General features: G+C 60.7%; 13 protein-coding genes. 6 read left to right on the forward strand and 7 right to left on the reverse strand.

The window, feature by feature from the left end; all coding sequences use genetic code 11:
- The first annotated feature begins 316 nt into the window (after positions 1-316).
- Positions 317-1,513, forward strand: a complete 1,197-nt coding sequence (locus tag KFE13_RS11680; RefSeq protein ID WP_260703301.1) for a pyridoxal phosphate-dependent aminotransferase — start codon at positions 317-319, stop codon at positions 1,511-1,513.
- Between the two features lie 188 nt (positions 1,514-1,701).
- Positions 1,702-3,420 carry a coagulation factor 5/8 type domain-containing protein gene (locus tag KFE13_RS11685; RefSeq protein ID WP_260703302.1) on the forward strand — a complete coding sequence of 573 codons (1,719 nt, stop codon included), beginning with the start codon at positions 1,702-1,704 and terminating at the stop codon, positions 3,418-3,420.
- A 147-nt stretch (positions 3,421-3,567) separates the two neighbouring features.
- Here KFE13_RS11685 and KFE13_RS11690 read toward each other — a convergent pair whose 3' ends face one another.
- The 3 genes from KFE13_RS11690 to KFE13_RS11700 all read right to left on the reverse strand — a co-directional run bounded on the left by KFE13_RS11690 (position 3,568) and on the right by KFE13_RS11700 (position 6,122).
- A complete protein-coding gene (locus tag KFE13_RS11690; RefSeq protein ID WP_260703303.1) occupies positions 3,568-3,831 on the reverse strand; it encodes a hypothetical protein in 264 nt (87 codons plus the stop codon).
- Between the two features lie 275 nt (positions 3,832-4,106).
- Complete coding sequence (locus KFE13_RS11695; RefSeq protein WP_260703304.1) at positions 4,107-5,582, reverse strand: sulfatase family protein; 1,476 nt, start codon at positions 5,580-5,582, stop codon at positions 4,107-4,109.
- A 69-nt stretch (positions 5,583-5,651) separates the two neighbouring features.
- Complete coding sequence (locus tag KFE13_RS11700; protein WP_260703305.1) at positions 5,652-6,122, reverse strand: RidA family protein; 471 nt, start codon at positions 6,120-6,122, stop codon at positions 5,652-5,654.
- Between the two features lie 138 nt (positions 6,123-6,260).
- Here KFE13_RS11700 and sseA point away from each other — a divergent pair, with 138 nt between their 5' ends.
- The 3 genes from sseA (at position 6,261) to KFE13_RS11715 (ending at position 12,537) form a co-directional block, all read left to right on the forward strand.
- Positions 6,261-7,109, forward strand: coding sequence for a 3-mercaptopyruvate sulfurtransferase (sseA, locus tag KFE13_RS11705; RefSeq protein ID WP_260703306.1), 849 nt, complete (start codon positions 6,261-6,263; stop codon positions 7,107-7,109).
- A 100-nt stretch (positions 7,110-7,209) separates the two neighbouring features.
- A complete protein-coding gene (locus KFE13_RS11710) occupies positions 7,210-8,979 on the forward strand; it encodes a DUF6600 domain-containing protein (RefSeq protein WP_260703307.1) in 1,770 nt (589 codons plus the stop codon).
- Positions 8,980-9,252: 273 nt separating this feature from the next.
- A complete protein-coding gene (locus KFE13_RS11715; RefSeq protein ID WP_260703308.1) occupies positions 9,253-12,537 on the forward strand; it encodes an Ig-like domain repeat protein in 3,285 nt (1,094 codons plus the stop codon).
- 34 nt (positions 12,538-12,571) lie between these two features.
- Here KFE13_RS11715 and ychF read toward each other — a convergent pair whose 3' ends face one another.
- Both ychF and KFE13_RS11725 read right to left on the reverse strand, forming a co-directional pair.
- Positions 12,572-13,669: a redox-regulated ATPase YchF gene (gene ychF / locus KFE13_RS11720; protein WP_260703309.1), complete on the reverse strand. Its 1,098-nt coding sequence runs from the start codon at positions 13,667-13,669 to the stop codon at positions 12,572-12,574.
- A gap of 87 nt (positions 13,670-13,756) precedes the next feature.
- Complete coding sequence (locus KFE13_RS11725) at positions 13,757-14,368, reverse strand: CGNR zinc finger domain-containing protein (RefSeq protein WP_260703310.1); 612 nt, start codon at positions 14,366-14,368, stop codon at positions 13,757-13,759.
- Positions 14,369-14,437: 69 nt separating this feature from the next.
- Here KFE13_RS11725 and KFE13_RS11730 point away from each other — a divergent pair, with 69 nt between their 5' ends.
- On the forward strand, positions 14,438-15,367 hold the full coding sequence (locus tag KFE13_RS11730; protein ID WP_260703311.1) for an EamA family transporter: 930 nt from the start codon (positions 14,438-14,440) through the stop codon (positions 15,365-15,367).
- Here KFE13_RS11730 and KFE13_RS11735 read toward each other — a convergent pair.
- Both KFE13_RS11735 and KFE13_RS11740 read right to left on the reverse strand, forming a co-directional pair.
- Complete coding sequence (locus KFE13_RS11735; protein WP_260703312.1) at positions 15,357-15,827, reverse strand: cytochrome P460 family protein; 471 nt, start codon at positions 15,825-15,827, stop codon at positions 15,357-15,359. The genes KFE13_RS11730 and KFE13_RS11735 overlap by 11 nt on opposite strands.
- Positions 15,828-15,837: 10 nt before the next feature.
- The gene (locus KFE13_RS11740) at positions 15,838-16,794 is read right to left on the reverse strand and encodes a heme-binding domain-containing protein (RefSeq protein ID WP_260703313.1); all 957 of its coding nucleotides are present in this window, start codon (positions 16,792-16,794) and stop codon (positions 15,838-15,840) included.
- Between the last annotated feature and the right edge of the window lie 52 nt (positions 16,795-16,846).

Raw genomic sequence — 16,846 nt, forward strand, 5'->3', positions numbered from 1 at the left:
GTGGTTGGAGGAGCTTGGGTTGTTGGCTTGATGGGGACGTGCGGGGAGTTCTTTGGGGCTTGACAAAGGTTTTTGGCCGGATTTTCGCGGTACCGACTCAGGCTGGTGCAATATGGATCGGTTCGCGCGAAGCACGAATGTCCATCGAGCCAAGGCATTTGTGGCTCGGATGGGAGATGTGGGGATTTCTCGACTCACCTTCGGCTCGGCTTGGAATGACACCTCTTTCTTTTTACGGCGATGCGTGGATTTGGGCTGGGCGGCGGCACGAAGAGGGCGGACGTAAGATAGAAGCACTTTGCATGGAGGTGCTGCGATGGTGGGAGCTGAGGTGGTCAAGGGGCGCGGGCTGGGGTTGAGCGCGCTGGCTCCGCGCGTGGTGCAGTCGGAGATTCGCGCGATGACGATGGAGAGCGATCGCGTGGGCGGAGTGAACCTGGCGCAGGGCGTGTGCGATACCGAAGTTCCCTCGGTGGTGGCTGAGGCGGCGAAGGCGGCCATTGATGAGGGCCACAACATCTACACGCGTCTGGATGGGATTCCGCGGCTGCGGCGAGCGATTGCCGAGAAGACAGAACGGATGCAGGGGCTGGTGGTCGATCCGGAGCGCGAGGTGCTGGTGACGTCGGGGGCGACGGGCGCGTTTCATGCGGTGGCGCTGGCGCTGTTCGATCCCGGCGACGAGGTGCTGTTGTTTGAGCCGTTCTATGGCTATCACGTGGGGACGCTGCGTTCGATGCGCGTGGTTCCGGTGGCGGTGGAGCTGGAAATGGGTTCGTGGGCGCTGGACCTGGACCGCGTGCGCGCGGCGATTACGCCGAAGACGCGGGCGATTGTGGTGAATACGCCGTCGAATCCGGCGGGCAAGGTGTTTACGCGTGCGGAGCTGGAGGGGCTGGCGGAGATTGCGCGAGAGCACGACCTGTTCATCCTGACGGACGAGATCTACGAACACTTTGTGTATGGCGAGGCGAAGCACATCTCGCCAGCGGCGATTGAGGGGATGCGCGAGCGGACGATTATTATGTCGGGCTACTCGAAGACGTTCTCGGTGACGGGCTGGAGGATTGGGTATGTGATCGCCGATGCGAAGTGGCTGGGTGCGATTGGCTACTTCAGCGACCTGCTGTATGTGTGCGCACCGGCTCCGTTTCAGCATGGCGTGGCGGCGGGAATCGAGCGGCTGGGCAGGACGTTCTATGCGGGGCTGGCGCTGGAGCATGAGTCGAAGCGCGAGATGCTGGTGGGAGCGTTGCGGGATGCGGGGCTCGATCCGTATGTGCCGGATGGAGCGTATTACATCCTGGCTTCGACGGCTGGGCTGGGCGATGTGCTGGAAGGCGAGAATGCGGCGCAGAGGGCGCGGTCGCTGCTGAAGAAGACGGGTGTGGCGGCGGTGGCGGGGTCGGCGTTCTTCCGCACGGGCAAAGGCGAGGACCTGCTGCGGTTCTGCTTTGCGAAGAAGGATGAGGACCTGGAAGAGGCGTGCAGGCGGCTGCGGAGTTTGAAGTAGAGTTCGAGGTTGAAGGGTCCGCTTGTGCAGCGGCATGCATGGGTGTCGGCTTGTTCGGGGTGAAGTAGGGCGTTTGCCGGAGAACAGGTTTCATTACCAGACAAACGTTTTTCTAAGAAGCGCGTGGCTGCTGGTTTGGGGTATCTTGATTGCCATTGCGGTTTTTGTGGAACGAGAGGGCTTGGACCATGCAGAGGGTTTTGACTGCGTTGCTGGCAGTGGTGTGCAGTGGGGCGGCGGTGGCTCAGGGGAAGGCGGAGCTGGGGCGGAACGTGCTGGTGTTTACGCCGAAGACGCCCGTGGCGGAGATGCAGGCGGCGATCGACAAGGTGTATGAGGCGGAGCATCATGCCGAGTTCGGCAATGAGCGCTATGCGCTGCTGTTCGCTCCGGGCGAGTACAAGGTCGATGTGCCGGTGGGGTTCTACACGGAGGTGCTGGGTCTGGGTGCGACTCCCGACGCGGTGCATATTACGGGCAACGTGCATAGCGATGCGGCCTTCAAGAACGACAATGCGACGACGACGTTCTGGCGGGCGATGGAGGGCTTTTCGGTCACGCCGGTGGGCGGGCCTGCAGAGGGCCAGATGCAGTGGGCAGTGTCGCAGGCGGCTCCGTTTCGGCGGATGCATGTGAAGGGCAGCATGGTGCTGAACCAGAAGCATGGGTGGTCGAGCGGCGGGTGGATGTCGGACACGGTGGTGGACGGCGAGGTGAACTCGGGCACGCAGCAGCAGTGGATCTCGCGCAATGTGGAGTGGGGAAGCTGGAAGGGCTCGAACTGGAACATGGTGTTTGTGGGCGTGAACAAGCTGCCGGAGGGGGAATGGCCACAGCCTCCGTATACGAAGGTGGAGCAGACGCCGGTGGTGCGGGAACGGCCGTTTCTGTTTGTGAATGACAAGGGCCGGTATGCGGTGCGTGTACCGGAGCTGCGGAAGAACAGCGTGGGCGTGACGTGGCATGGCGGCGAGACGCCGGGCAGCACGATTCCGCTGAAGAAGTTTTTTATCGCGAAGCCGGGGGATTCGGTGGAGACGATCAACACGGAGCTGGCGCAGGGGAAGAACCTGCTGCTGACACCGGGAATCTATGAGCTGAGCGACACGATTCGTGTGAACCGTCCGGGAACGGTGGTGCTGGGGCTGGGGTTTGCGACGCTGAAGCCGGTGCGCGGGAATGCGGCGATGGCGGTGGCGGATGTCGATAACGTGACGGTGGCCGGGTTGCTGTTCGATGCGGGCGAGACGGAGTCGCCGGTGCTGCTGGAGGTGGGGCCGGAGGGCAGCAGGCTGCGGCATGTGAAGCGTCCGACGCTGGTGGCGGATGTGTTCTTCCGTGTGGGCGGAGCGGCGGTGGGCAAGGCGAAGGTGTCGCTGGCGGTGAACTCAAGCGACGTGATTATCGACCACACCTGGGTGTGGCGCGCGGACCACGGCAAGGGTGTGGGCTGGACGAGCAACACGGGCGCGAATGGTGTGGTGGTCGCAGGCAATGATGTGACGGCATATGGGTTGTTCGTCGAGCACTACCAGCAGTACCAGGTGCTGTGGAAGGGCAATGGCGGCAGGACGTTCTTCTACCAGTCGGAGATTCCGTATGATGTGCCCGATCAGGCGGGGTGGAGAAGCGCGCCGAATGTCGATGGATTCGCGTCGTACAAGGTTGCCGATAATGTGACGAGCCATGAGGCGCATGGGCTGGGTGTTTATAGCGTCTTTCGGCATCCGGATGTGAAGTTGACGCGGGCGATCGAGGTGCCGAAGACGCCGGGGGTTCGGTTTGAGCACATGATTACGGTGGCGCTCGATAATCTGGGGTCGATCGATAACGTGATCAACGATGCGGGTGGGCCTACGTCGGTGGCTCCGCATCGCGTGACGCCGAAGGTGACGAGTTATCCGTAGGATTTGGTCGAGGATGCATCCTGCGAAGAAATGCGGGGGTTCCTCGGCTCGCTGCGCTCGCTCGGAATGACACCTCAGCAGGGCAAAGAAATGTTCTTTGCGGACGGAGTTATGCGCACTTGCGGTGTCTCGTGCTGCTGCTGGTGTCTAGTGCTGCTGCTGTTGCTGCCAGGCGGAGGCGGTCATGTGCGGAACGTCGGTGGGTAGCTGCTTCCACTCGCCGAGTGAGCGGCTGAGCAGGGCTGCGGCGCACCCTTCGCCGCAGAGGATGATGATGTCGTCGCTGAGAGCAAGATCCCAGTCCCAGGGCAGAAACGTGACGGAGTTCGAGGTAACTTTGGCCAGTATCCAGTGGTTGGTGGTCTTTTTCTGAACCCCGCAGACGCAGGTAAATGTTGTAACGGCTGCCATAAGCTGCCTCCCCCTCATCCCCGCTCATGGCGGCGTTGGTTGTTACAGGGATGTTGCACGCGCCGTGCCAAAGCAGGTGAAGAGATCAGATCGTCCTTTGGTTTCAATCCCAAATAGCGACCCGACACTCTATGGGACGCACGAAACTCCAGCAGGGTTCTCTTGAAAGAGAAAAGATTTTCACTGCGATTCCTTGAGGATGCGTGATCCAGAAGAAGGGCCAACGGTTAAGCGTTGGCCCTTCTTCGGTTCCGGTAGAGGGTGCTTGAACGGCGCTAGGCCTTCTTTCTTTCGGGCACCTGTTTCTGCAGAACGTCGAGGCGTTCGAGCAGATGTTTTTCGAGCGTGGCTGCCTCGGGCTTGCCGTGCAGGTTGTTGGTTTCGCCGGGATCGGCGTGCAGGTCGTAGAGCTCGAAGTCGTTGTCCTGGACGTAGTGGATGAGCTTGTAGCGTTCGGTGCGGATGCCGCGGTGCGGGCGAACGGCTTCGGGGTTGGGCCACTCGAAGTACTCGTAGTACCACTCCTTGCGGAAGCTGGGGTCGGCGGCTTTGGCCAGCGGCAGCATGCTCTTGCCCTGCATGTGCGCGGGGATGGGGACACCGGCGAGGTCGAGGAAGGTGGGGGCGAGGTCGGTGTCGAGCACCATCTCTTCGCGCACGGTGCCGGCGGGAATGCGTTTGGGGTAGCGGACCATCATGGGCACTCGGAGCGAGGGTTCGTGCATGAGGCGCTTGTCGAAGCAGCGGAACTCGCCGAGGAAGTAGCCGTGGTCGGAGGTGTGGACGATGGCGGTGTCGTCGAGGATATTTTTCTTCTCGAGGTAGTTGAGGATGCGGCCGATGTTTTCGTCGACGGCGACGAGACCGGCGTAGTAGTCCTTGACGATGCCTTCGTGGGAGCCGCAGGCCACGTGCGTGGTGGTGGTGCCGATCTTGTTTTCGGCTTCGACGAATCCTTTGGGCTTGCCGGGGTAGCCTTTGAGGTCGTCGTCGAAGGTGGCGGGCTTGGGGATGACGGTGTCGCGGTAGAGATCGAAGTGACGGCGAGCGCGGAAGAAGGGCTCATGCGGCGCAACGAACCAGACGAGCAGGCAGAAGGGCTTGTCGCCGCGGTCTTCCTGGAGCCATGCGAGGGCGCGGTCGGTGGTGATGTCATCGGGGTAGACACCGTGGTATTGCTTCTGCTCGCCGACCTTGCCCTTGCGCCCTTCCTTGAAGAAGGGATTGGCGTAGTCGTTCCCGGGGTCGTTGTGGCCGAAGTAGTAGTCCCAGTTGCGGTCTTCGACGCCGTTGCGGACGTGGACCTTGCCGACGATGGCGACTTCGTAGCCTGCCTGACGGAGGAGGTCGGTGAAGAGGGGAATGTCTTCGGGCAGCGGTCGGTGGAGGCCGGTGTTATCGAATGCTGCCGTGGTGCGCGAGTAGAGTCCGGTGAGCGCGGTGGCGCGTGCGGGGGCGCAGAGCGCGTTGGTGCAGAAGGCGTTCTTGAAGTACATGCCCTCCTGGCCGATGCGGTCGTGGTTCGGCGTCTTGAGGATCTTGTTGCCAGCGATGGAGAGCGCGTCGGCGCGCTGGCCTTCGCCGTAGAAGAAGATCAGGTTCGGACGCTTCTGGCCGGGCGTGGGTGCGGCGATGGCGGGCAGTGCGCCGGAGGCGAGCGTTGCGCCTACGGCCAGCGATCCTTGCAGGAACTCCCTGCGGCTGGTGATGGATGCCTGTAGTTCGTCGGCGGGGTCCTGGGAATGGGGCATGACTCTCCTTATTGTTTGAACGAAATTCATCTTACCGAAGGGGTGTGGTGCGATCCGCAGCGTGTGTGGCTAGACGTAGGCGATGCAGTCGATGACCAGGCCGTAGTCTCCTGTGGGCAGCGCGGCGGGCTGGGTGGTGTTGCGCGCGGGAAAGACGGTGCCCCACTTGCGCTTCTTGTAGACGGCGTTCATGCGGTCGAATTCCTTGATGTTCTCCATGAAGAGGTTGACCTTGAGGACTTTCTCGAGCGAGGAGCCGGAGGCGGCGAGGTTTTTTTCGAGCTCGTCGAGCACCCAGTTGGTCGACTCTTCGATGGTGCCGGGGACGCGGCAGCCAATGCCGGAGACGAAGAGCAGGTTGCCAAGAGAGACGACGGAGGTAAAGGGGAACTGCGTCTGCGACTTACCGGTGGCGTCCTTTTTGACCAGGGCGTGCTCGCCGGTCTGGGCGGAGGCCTGTTGCGCGGTTAGCACTCCGCCTGCTGCGATGGCTGCCTGTGCGGCGTTCTTGAGGAGGCCTCTGCGTGTCTGCTTTGCCATGAATGTCTGCTCCTTCACTGGAGGGGAATAGAAACCTGTTCATGGTACAGAAGGCGGACGTTGGCTGAGGAGGGCTGAATGTCCTATGCGCTGCTGGCAGGGGCCAGCCGGCTGGTTTGCACGCGATAAGCTGGAGGTATGAATCCTCTGGTCTCTGTCTCGTGGCTTGCTGCGCGTCTTCGCGATCCCAACGTCGTCGTGCTGGATGCGACGCTGCCTCCTGTTGGCGTTACGCCTGTTGTCGATACGCGGGGGCGTTATGTGGAGCGGCATATTCCAGGAGCCGTCTTCTTTGACATCGATGCGCTTTCGGACCACGCAACGACGCTGCCGCACATGCTGCAGGCGGACGAGGAGTTCTCGCGCAACATGTCGGTGCTGGGTGTGGGCGACGGCATGACGGTGGTGGTGTACGAACAGGAGGGCGTCTTCTCGGCTCCGCGTGCGCGGTGGATGCTGAAGGCGTACGGCGTGAAGGAGGTCTACCTGCTGGATGGTGGATTGAAGGCGTGGGTGGATGCGGGGCAGCCGGTGGAGTCGGGTGAGGTGAAGCGTCCGGCGGCGAGCTTCCACGCGAAGCTTGACCGCTCGCGGTTGAAGGACTTTGCCGAGATGCAGAAGACGATTGCGGAGCGTGGGCAGATTCTGGATGCGCGCTCGGCGGGGCGGTTTGCGGGGACGGCTCCGGAGCCGCGGGCGGGGCTGAGCTCGGGGCATATGCCGGGGGCGACTTCGGTGCCGTTTACGGAGCTGGTGGCTGAAGGGCGGCTGAAGTCGTCGGATGGGTTGAAAGAGGTCTTTGCGGCGAAGGGTGTCCGGCTCGATCAGCCGTTGACGACGACGTGCGGATCGGGCGTGACAGCGGCTGTGGTTGCGCTGGGGCTGGAGCTGGCTGGGGCGGAGAAGGTGCGGCTGTACGACGGATCGTGGGCGGAGTATGCGCAGCGACCGGAGGCTGTGATCGAGAAAGATAGTTCGGGATCATAAAAACTGAACGTATTGCTCTCGGCGAAGCATCTGAACGTACAGCGATATGGTTGTTGGGGCGCGCGGCGTATACTTTGGGCGTTCCTAAAGGCGGTTTCCCATGACGCAAATGCAGTTTCCTCTTCATGGATCGGCGGCAACCGCAGTTTTGATGGCGACGTTGGCGATGGCTGGTATTGTGGCCGCCCAGGAGCCGTCTGAAAGTGCGGCAGGCGCAGCAAAGCCTGGAGTCAGCGCGGCAAATTCCGCGACAGATAAAACGGAGTTGCAGGCCGACGTGGTGAAGGCCGTTGCTGCGGACACGGTGTCCCAGCCGGTGGGGGCAAAGGTGGATGCTCGCACATCGGATCCGGAGGATGCGCAGCCTGGTGACGTGGAGGTGCGCATCGTTCGTTTGAGCGATGTCACTGGCAAGGTCATGATGGATCGCGGTGTGGGGCATGGGTTGGAGCTGTCCATGCAGAACATGCCCATTGTGCAGGGAGTGAAATTACAAAGCACCGATGGCCTGGCGGAGGTGGAGTTCGAAGACGGGAGTACGCTGCGGCTGGCTCCTGACACCGAGGTGCAGTTTCCGCTGCTGGTGCTGCGCAGCACGGGGGTGAAGGCATCGACGATCCAGGTGAATCGCGGCACGGTCTACGTGAACACAGAGAAGACGAAGGATAACGAGTTCACGGTGACCACGGGCAAGATGCATGTCACGATCAGTCCGGGTACGCACCTGCGGCTGACGCTGGATGCTCCTAAGGCTGAGCTGGCGGTCTTTTCCGGCAGTGCGTCGATGAACGATGGTGCAGGAACGATGCTGGTTGGCAAGAAGCAGACGCTGACGCTGAATCTGACAACGAATGCAGAGCCCGAGATTGCGCACAAGGTAGATGAAGGACCATTCGACGCCTGGGATAAGGATGCGCTGAAGTATCACGAGCACTACAACAAGGGGAATTCGCTGCTTGCCTCGAACGGATACGGCGTCAGCGATCTGTATTACTACGGCTCGTTTGTGAATACCGGATGCGGCGCGATGTGGCAGCCGTACTTTGTCAGCGCGTCGTGGAGTCCGTACAGCAATGGGGTGTGGGCGATGTATCCCGGGGCAGGGTACTCGTGGGTCTCGCCGTATCCGTGGGGATGGCTGCCGTATCACACGGGTTCGTGGATGTTCTGCAATGGCGGCTGGGGATGGCAGCCGGGCGGAGCATGGTATGGGCTGCGCAATGCTGTGCTGACGGGTGGGCATCCTGACAAGGTGGCGCGAGGTACGGTTGCGGCGCGTCCGCCGAGACGGCCGACGACGGTGGCGCAGTCGATGGTGCTGGTGAACAAGACGCCGCTGGTGCAGTCGAAGATGGATGGAGGCAATCGCTTCGTCTTTGCGCGCGATTCGGCGGGGCTGGGGGTTCCGCGCGGACAGCTCGGCAGCTTGCGCCAGCTCTCGGGCCAGGTGGAGCATCAGGGGTTTGCGAGCCGTCAGGTCTACATGGCTCCGGAGATGTCGCAGCGTAGTCTCAACGAGCGGAACACGGGACCGGTGCCGCTGGCTCTGCATCGTGGCTCCGCGCCTGAGGGTATGGCGTGGAAGGAAGCCTCCAATGCGCAGGCGCAGCAAGGTGCACAGCGTGCTGGTGCCGGAGTGCAAGGTACTGGGGCGAATCATCCGGCAGGCGGGAACGCCAGCGCGTTTCGCGGAGGCAGCAGCAGTGCGAGCAGCACGCATTCCAGCGGCGCTTCCTCCAGTGCAGGTGGAGGCTCGTTTCACGGTGGTGGCGGAGGAGGAAGTATGGGAGGCGGTGGTGGTAGCGGCGCTTCCCATAGCGGCGGTGGAGGGGGCAGTGGCGGAAGTTCCGGTGGAGGCTCGCACCACTGATCGAATCTAAGCCGATTGATCAGGCGATGAAGCCGGGGAGCGGGCTGACACTTGTGCGCTTCGAAGGTATCTTCACTGCGGCTGTCACTTAGAGCTAGGAAATTTCACGTCGTGTGTCGTAGGATAAGTCCCTCACATTAGAACTGGGATTTACCTGCTATGGTTTTTCGCTGCCTTGCTTTGCTTTGTGCTGCCTTGTGTCCGATTCTGTCTCTTGCTGAGGGAAGAACTGCTGTTCAGCGGGATCGTGTTATCGCTCGCCCTGATGCCGGGGTGAGCACGAGATTGCGGGGGCATGTTCCGGGATGGGCCATCCGCTCGCGTGATCGCGGGGCGGTATCGTCGAACACCGAGCTGAATATGACGTTTGTTCTCTCGCGTTCGCCCGAGCTGCAGGCGCAGTTTGAAAAGCTTCTTGCGGACCAGCAAAATGTGGATTCGCCGCGCTATCACCAATGGCTGACGCCGCAACAGGTGGGAGAGCAGTACGGGCCTACGCAGCACGATCTGGATGCACTGAGCGGATGGTTTGTGTCGCAGGGGCTGGTGGTGAAAGAGATTGCCCCGAGCGGCCTGTTTGTCCATGTATCCGGTCCGGCATCTTCCTTCGAGGCTGCGCTGGGTGTGGATCTTCACTACTTCGAAAAGAGCGGGACGCTGCATCTGTCGCCTATAGAAGAGCCGGCGATTCCTGCTGCTCTGGCTCCGATTGTGGCTTCCATCTCGGGGATCGCCGAAGTGGAGATTAGGCCGCAGCATCATGTCGAGGTGAGGTCGCTTGCGGAGACGGCGAATGCGGGCGGCATTCGTCCGCAGATGACCGTCAACGGAAATCACTTTCTCGTGCCGGGAGATTTAGCGACGATCTTCGATATCAATTCGGTCTATAGCTCCGGTTTGAACGGGGCCGGGCAAAAGGTAGCGGTGATTGGCCGCTCGCGTGTCGCTGCAAGCGATATAACGGCGTTTGAGAGCAAGACGGGATTAGCAAACAATCTGCCGAATACGGTTATTCCGACGAATGGTGTCGATCCCGGTATGACGAATGACGGAGATCAGATTGAGGCCACCCTCGATGTCCAGCGTGTGATTAGTGCGGCTCCGCGGGCGCAGGTCGATTTGGTTGTCAGCGGCCACGCGGGCAATTACGACGGACTGTATCTTGCGGCGCAGTATGAGGTGCAGACGCTGCTGGACCCGGTGATGAACATCAGCTTTGGCGGCTGCGAGGGCTATAGCGGTGTATCTTCAGTGGCGCTGTGGGATGCGTTGTTTTCGCAGGCCGCCAGCGAGGGCATCTCTGTGTTCGTCTCTTCGGGCGACTCGGGGGCCGCCGAATGCAATGAGAATGGCGCGGTCGTGCCGGCGACCCAGTTCCTCAGCATCAATGAAATCTGCTCGAGCTCGTATGCGACCTGTGTGGGCGGGACGCAGTTTAACGATCTCAGCTTCAACACGAGCTACTGGACCAACATCAACAGCAGCAACCTGGCGTCTGCGATTGGGTATATCCCGGAAGGCGCGTGGAATGAGCCGACGTATGTGTCGTCTCTGGGAGGCTATGTTGGGGCTGGCACGGGAGGCGGGGCCAGTGTGTATGTTCCCAAGCCATCGTGGCAGACAGGGACGGGCGTTCCAGCAGATCATGCCAGAGATGTTCCTGATATCAGCTTTCCCAGCGCAGGCCATGACGGGTATTTCACGTGCTTTGCGGCGGCGGGAGGAGATTGCGCCTCGAACTACTTCCTGAATGTTGGTGGCACGTCGAATGCAGCGCCGCTGATGGCGGGCATTGCCGCGATACTGAATCAGAAGCTGGGAGGAGCGCAGGGCAATCTGAATCCGATGCTCTATCGGCTTGCGGCGTCGGCGCCGAATGCGTTTCACGATACGACACCGGCCTCAAGCGGAGTTTCCAACTGCACGGTCAGCATTCCCAGCCTGTGCAACAACAGCACGCCGTCCGCGACAAGCACTCTGGGGGGACAGGCGGGCTATGCGTTGACGACCGGTTACGATCTTGCGACGGGGCTTGGATCGCTGGACGTGGCGAACTTTCTTTCGGCCGCTGCATCGGTATCGCGTCCCAGTGGTGCTGCTACAACGCTTGTGGTTCGTGGAAGCGCGACGACCATTACGAATACGCAGACGGTGACCTTCACCGCAACGGTCAGCGCAAACGCAGCGACAGGGACGGTTCAGTTTTATGCGAACGGCAATGCGTTGGGTGCGCCCGTGGCGGTGTCGTCAGGAGCGGCGACCACGGCTGCGCTTCCTTTTTCGGCGGCGGGAACGTACTACATTACGGCGATGTATTCCGGTGACAGCAACTATGCGGCATCGACGGCGCCGGGCTTCACGCTGGTTGTGACAGGGCTCACTTCGACCACGTCAGTCACCGCATCGAGCACATCAATTCCGGTAGGGACGACAGTGACCTTCAGCACAACAGTGGCCGGTCCCTCAGGCTCGCCCACACCTACAGGATCGGTGCGTTTTCTTGTCGTGGGTGCGAATTATGCAGACTATGTAGCGACGGTGTCGTTGGTGAATGGGACGGCAACAACGCCTATGTTGCGTTTTCCGACAATCGGAAGCTACACGGTGACGGCTCGGTATCTGGGCGATTCGGTGTACTCGCCGTCCACCTCAGTGTCGTTGCCGTACTCGGTCACGAGGCTGTCAGCGACAGTGAGTCTTTCTTCCTCGGGGTCTATCGGAGTGGGGGGCGGTAGCGTTTTCGGAATGTATATCAATACGGCGGTATCGACGATTGGCATGCCTGCACCAACCGGGACGGTACAGCTGTATTCGAATGGAGTCGCCTTGGGCGCTCCTGTCTCGGTAACAGGCAATCAGTCCTTCTCGCCGCCCGAGATCTTTTCAATCGCAGGAACGTTCTCTATCACCGCGTCTTACTCGGGCGATGCCTACCGGCAGCCTTCGACGTCGGCTGCTATCAACCAGACGGTGCTTTCGCAGCCGGCATCGTTCCAGATGACGCACACGACCTCTACGCTTTCTCTTACCGCAGGAGCGAAGACCGCAAACACCGATACGGTCAATGTCATCTCCTCCCTAGGGTTTACCGGGACAGTGAACCTGGCTTGTTCGATCACCTCCAACAGCGGTGCCGCGGCAAATCCGCCGACATGCTTGATAAGCAATCCCAGTCAGGCGCTTGGCCCAAATGGAGTACCGCTCTTTCAATCGACCGTCACGATTGGCTCAACGGCCAGGCCGCTCCATACGGCTTCAGCGGAGGGAACTGATCTTTGGGGGCACCTGGGTAAGGTGAGTGCCTGCGTGCTGGCCCTCTGGCTGTTTCCGATGCGTCGTCGCCGGAGCTGGCGCGCGCTAGCGATCGCTCTGGTTTCGATTGCCGGAATGGCGGCGCTCTCCGGATGCGGCGGAGGGGGTAGCGGGGGAGGATCGCCAACGCCACCTCCACCTGCTGGAACGACTGCGGGAAGTTATACAGTCACCATTTCGGCGACAACGACCGCGGTGGGAATTACTCCACCGCCACCGGTGACGATTGCCCTCACGATTAATTGAGGGCGATCATCAGCGATCGGATAGAGCACGTCGATCAAACATTGAATTTAAAGAAGAGAATATCGCCGTCTTTGACGATGTACTCTTTGCCTTCTGAGCGCAGCAGGCCCTTTTCTTTGACGGCCTGTTCGCTGCCGTACTTGAAGAGGTCTTCGCAGGAGTAGCAGTCGGCTTTGATGAAGCCGCGCTCGAAGTCGGAGTGGATGACGCCGGCTGCGCCTGGAGCTTTGGTGCCGCGCTTGATCGTCCATGCGCGGACCTCCTGCACGCCAGCAGTGAAGTAGGTGATCAGGTCGAGCAGCCGATAGGCGGAGTGGATGAGCCGGTTGAGTCCGGGTTCTTTGAGGCCGACCGACTCCAGAAACTCTGTGCGCTCGCTGGGTTCAAGCAGCGCGATTTCGCTCTCGAGTGCGCCGCAGATGCGAACTACTTGCGAGCCTTCTTCGGCGGCGCGCTTTTCGACGGCCTCGGTGTAGGCGTTGCCGGTCGTCAATGCTGCCTCGTCGACGTTGGCGACGTAGAGCTGCGGCTTCATGGTGATCAGAAAGAGTTCGCGGGCGGCGGCGCGCTCGTCGTCGGTGAGGTCGGCGGTGCGAGCGGGCTTGCCTGCTTCGAGCACGGCCTTGAGCTTGGCGACGGCTGCAGCCTCGGATTTGATCTTTGCGTCCTGGGTATTGCGAGCCAGCTTTTCGACGCGTTGCGCGCGCTTGTCCACGGTGTCGAGATCGGCGAGCAACAGCTCGGTGTTGATGATGTCGATGTCGTGCAGCGGATTGACGCCGCCAGCGACGTGCACCACTTCAGGATCGTCGAAGCAGCGCACGACGTGGCAGATGGCGTCGGTGGCGCGGATGTGGCCGAGGAACTGGTTGCCGAGTCCTTCCCCTTTGCTGGCGCCTTCGACCAGACCGGCGATGTCGATGAACTCCATCGTCGTCGGCACGGTGCGGTTGGGCACGACGAGTTTGGTGATCTGGTCGAGCCGTTCATCGGGGACGACCACGGTGCCGGTGTTCGGCTCGATGGTGCAGAAGGGATAGTTCGCCGCCTGGGCTTTGGCCGAGGTGAGCGCGTTGAAGATGGTGGACTTGCCCACGTTGGGCAGGCCGACGATTCCGCAGTTCAATGGCAAGGGAAGATTCCTCTTCTTCGTTCGGGCGCGGCTGAATGGCTACGCCCTTGAAAGCTATGTACTAACAGGATAGTCGATGCGGCGGGGTTACGCCTTGTGCTGCGCCTTGAAGCGGCGCGCCTTCATGCGGTTTCCACAGATTTTCATATCGCACCAGCGGCGGGAGCGATTTTTGCTGGTGTCGAGAAAGAGCCAGCGGCATTCGGCGTTGGCGCACTCGCGGAGCGATGCTGCGGCTTCGCTGACGAGCAGATCGGCGGCGGACTGCGACAGCATCCATAGCGGAAGCTGCGGGTTTACGGTATCGGTCCAGTGCAGCGTGAAGCCGGAGCCCTTTGCCCAGTGCAGGTTGCAGTTCGCTTGCGCTACGTGCAGATGGTAGTCAAGTTTTTTAATAGCGTCCGGCGACGGAGTTCGTTCATCGAGTAAGGCATAGAAGATCGCAGCTGCGGCCTCACGCAGGTCGATCACAAGTTGGAACGTCTGTTTTGCGGTACGCTCCGATGCTGCCTGTCGCATCTGGCGTGCCTGACGAGGGGAGATCAGCGCGGACTGCTCGGCGAAGCGCAACAGTTCAGCGTAATCGGGAAGGAGCTCTTCCGTACCGGATTCCCGAAATCGCCAGTCCAGCGTATTGACCAGATCGAGTACGGGGTGTCCGGCAATAAGCTCGAAGGGTTTGGCCGCAGAGTTTGTCACAGATTTCGTGGATAACCTTCTAAATGAGCTTTACAGGTTATCCAGCGTTTGTAAATATGGTAACCATCAATGGCGAATACAACGGTTAGTGACGAAAAGATCGAGAAGCGTTCTGGAGGGGTAGACCTTCGTGTGGCGCTGGCCTTTCTTGCGATCTATGTGCTGTGGGGGACGACGTTTCTAGCAATCCGTATTGCAGTGCGTGAGATTCCTCCTCTACTCGCCGCCGGAACGCGCATGTTTATTGCAGGTACCGTTCTCTTCGGCTGGATGCAGTGGCGCGGTGCGGCGCGTCCGACGCGGCAGCAGTGGCGCAGTCTCGCGCTGATGGGCGCGTTGATGTTCGTTGTGGACTACGGGCTGCTGTTCTGGGCGGAAAAGTACGTGCCATCGGGAATCGCGGCTGTTCTATCGGCGACAGTTCCTCTGATGACGATTGCGTTTGAGATCTTTGTCTTCCGCATGCAGCCGCTGCGCTGGAGCCTGGTGGGCGCCGTCCTACTGGGCTTCTGCGGTGTCGGCGTACTCTTGTTGCCGGACCCGCATCAGTCACTGCCGATTGTGCCTGCGCTGGCGATTCTTGTAGGAACGGCTGGGTGGTGTCTGGGGACGGTGCTGAGCCGCAGGCTGGTGCTGCCGGAGTCGAGAGCGGTGACGTCGGGCGGAGCGATGATGATTGGCGGCGCAGTGCTGCTGGTGCTGTCGGCCGGGTTCGGAGAGATGCATCCCTGGCCGCATGTCTCACGAAGCGCGGTGCTTGCGCTTGTCTATCTGATCACCTGCGGATCGCTACTGGCATTTACGGCGTACGTGTGGCTGCTGGGCAAAATGCCTGCCAGCAAGGTGGCGAGCTATGCGTATGTGAATCCCGTCGTGGCGGTGGTGCTTGGATACTTCGTCGCAGGGGAGCAGATTACAACGCATGCGCTGGTGGGTGGTGTGCTGGTGCTGGTCAGCGTCTTTCTGATCCTGCGCAGCAACAAGCCGGCTAAGGCATAACTGCGGCGCGCTGCGTTGTAATGTACGCGATTCTATTGGGCGCATCGGCGCCCGCGTCGGTGTGAGCGAGCGGCGAGCCGCGATAGAGCCGATACTCTGGCTGGCCCGTCTCGCCGACACGTACAAATTCGACAGACTGTGGTGTTGAAGGAATTTTTCCTCCGAACCAGTGCGGATCGTCACGCTCCGCCCACGTCACAAGGCCGAGAATCGATCCCGCAGGATAGGCTGTGCCCGCAGTCGAGCGCGCGTAAGCCACCGCTGCGTCATTTCCGTACAGGGTGGACATGGTCGCATCGTGTTTGTTGGTCCACGAGGTGACAACCTTCCATGCGAGCGGGTTGTAAGGAAGCTGGCCTGTGAGTGCCGCCTGTTGATTGATGGATGCGGGCTCCGGCTTTGTCGAATCGCATCCAGTCATTGCGAGAAGAGCGACTGCGGTCATCAAAAGGAATCGCATAGGGTTCTCCTCACTGTTGCCCGCTGAGCGGGAAGCTGTAGACGTAATCGTTGCGACGAACGGGATTGTGGCAACCAACGCATTCGTTGGCGAAGTCGGCATCTTTGCCGTAAGGCTTCAGGTCCATACCGCGCCAGCGTGCGTATCCCCAGCCCTTGGTGGAGGCGTATTTTGCGCTGTCTTTGATCATGAATTCCACCTGGATGAAGGCTCCGCTCCTGGTGTCGCCGTTGGCGTCCACCTGCTGCGCCCATGCTGTCTTCGCAAAGATGGTGCCGTCGGGCCACGGGTTGATCCTGTGCTCGGCGATGGCGCGGATGGCGACGTCATTGCCGAAGATGACGCGGAGTGTGTGATTGTCGAAGCGGTCCGTCGTGCTGACGACCTTCCAGTTCTTGTAGTCGGGGATGTAGGCGATGCCGTTCAGCTCAGGCTGAACGGTGAGCGTACGGCTGCTCACTTGAATCCACTTGTCGTATTGCGTATCGGCTGTCGCTTTCGCGGCGTCATCCGGAGCGGCAGGAGGCGCCGACGGATTCAGATAATCCTTCAACACGGCAAGGTCTTCGGCGGAGACACGGGCATGTGGATGGATCAGAAGATACTGCGGCAGAGGCATCGCACCGAGCTGAACCTGATTGACCACCTCATACAGCGTGGCCTTCTGCTGCGCGGCGGGCAGGTTGCCGATCTCAGAGAAGTTGAGATGGCGCCGAGCTTCCTTGATATCGTTGGCGACCAGCCACGACGCAGGCGCAAGACGATCAAACCACGGCAGTTGCGTCTCGTTGGAATGGCAGTTGTAGCAGGAGTTTCGCAGGATCTGTTTCACCTCGAGCGGGGCCGCGAGATCGGCGGTGACAGGAGGATTCTCGATGCGTGGCCGCACCAGTTGCAGTGCAGCAAACAGAAGGATGAAGACTGCTGCTGCACAGACAGCTATTCGCGTGCTGCCGGATGGCTTCATACGATGTCCTTTTCTCTCTGCCTGTTATACGCTGCGCTGCGAAGATGGGAAG

The sequence above is a fragment of the Edaphobacter flagellatus genome (genome assembly GCF_025264665.1).
Lineage (GTDB): Bacteria > Acidobacteriota > Terriglobia > Terriglobales > Acidobacteriaceae > Edaphobacter > Edaphobacter flagellatus.

Bases quoted from the DNA above. Each gene is read 5' to 3' on its own strand.
- KFE13_RS11710 (WP_260703307.1), top strand. From the start codon at position 7,210: ATGACGCAAATGCAGTTTCCTCTTCATGGATCGGCGGCAACCGCAGTT.
- KFE13_RS11685 (WP_260703302.1), top strand. From the start codon at position 1,702: ATGCAGAGGGTTTTGACTGCGTTGCTGGCAGTGGTGTGCAGTGGGGCG.
- KFE13_RS11695 (WP_260703304.1), bottom strand. From the start codon at position 5,582: ATGCCCCATTCCCAGGACCCCGCCGACGAACTACAGGCATCCATCACC.
- KFE13_RS11730 (WP_260703311.1), top strand. From the start codon at position 14,438: ATGGCGAATACAACGGTTAGTGACGAAAAGATCGAGAAGCGTTCTGGA.
- KFE13_RS11680 (WP_260703301.1), top strand. From the start codon at position 317: ATGGTGGGAGCTGAGGTGGTCAAGGGGCGCGGGCTGGGGTTGAGCGCG.
- KFE13_RS11700 (WP_260703305.1), bottom strand. From the start codon at position 6,122: ATGGCAAAGCAGACACGCAGAGGCCTCCTCAAGAACGCCGCACAGGCA.
- KFE13_RS11690 (WP_260703303.1), bottom strand. From the start codon at position 3,831: ATGGCAGCCGTTACAACATTTACCTGCGTCTGCGGGGTTCAGAAAAAG.
- KFE13_RS11740 (WP_260703313.1), bottom strand. From the start codon at position 16,794: ATGAAGCCATCCGGCAGCACGCGAATAGCTGTCTGTGCAGCAGCAGTC.
- KFE13_RS11735 (WP_260703312.1), bottom strand. From the start codon at position 15,827: ATGCGATTCCTTTTGATGACCGCAGTCGCTCTTCTCGCAATGACTGGA.
- sseA (WP_260703306.1), top strand. From the start codon at position 6,261: ATGAATCCTCTGGTCTCTGTCTCGTGGCTTGCTGCGCGTCTTCGCGAT.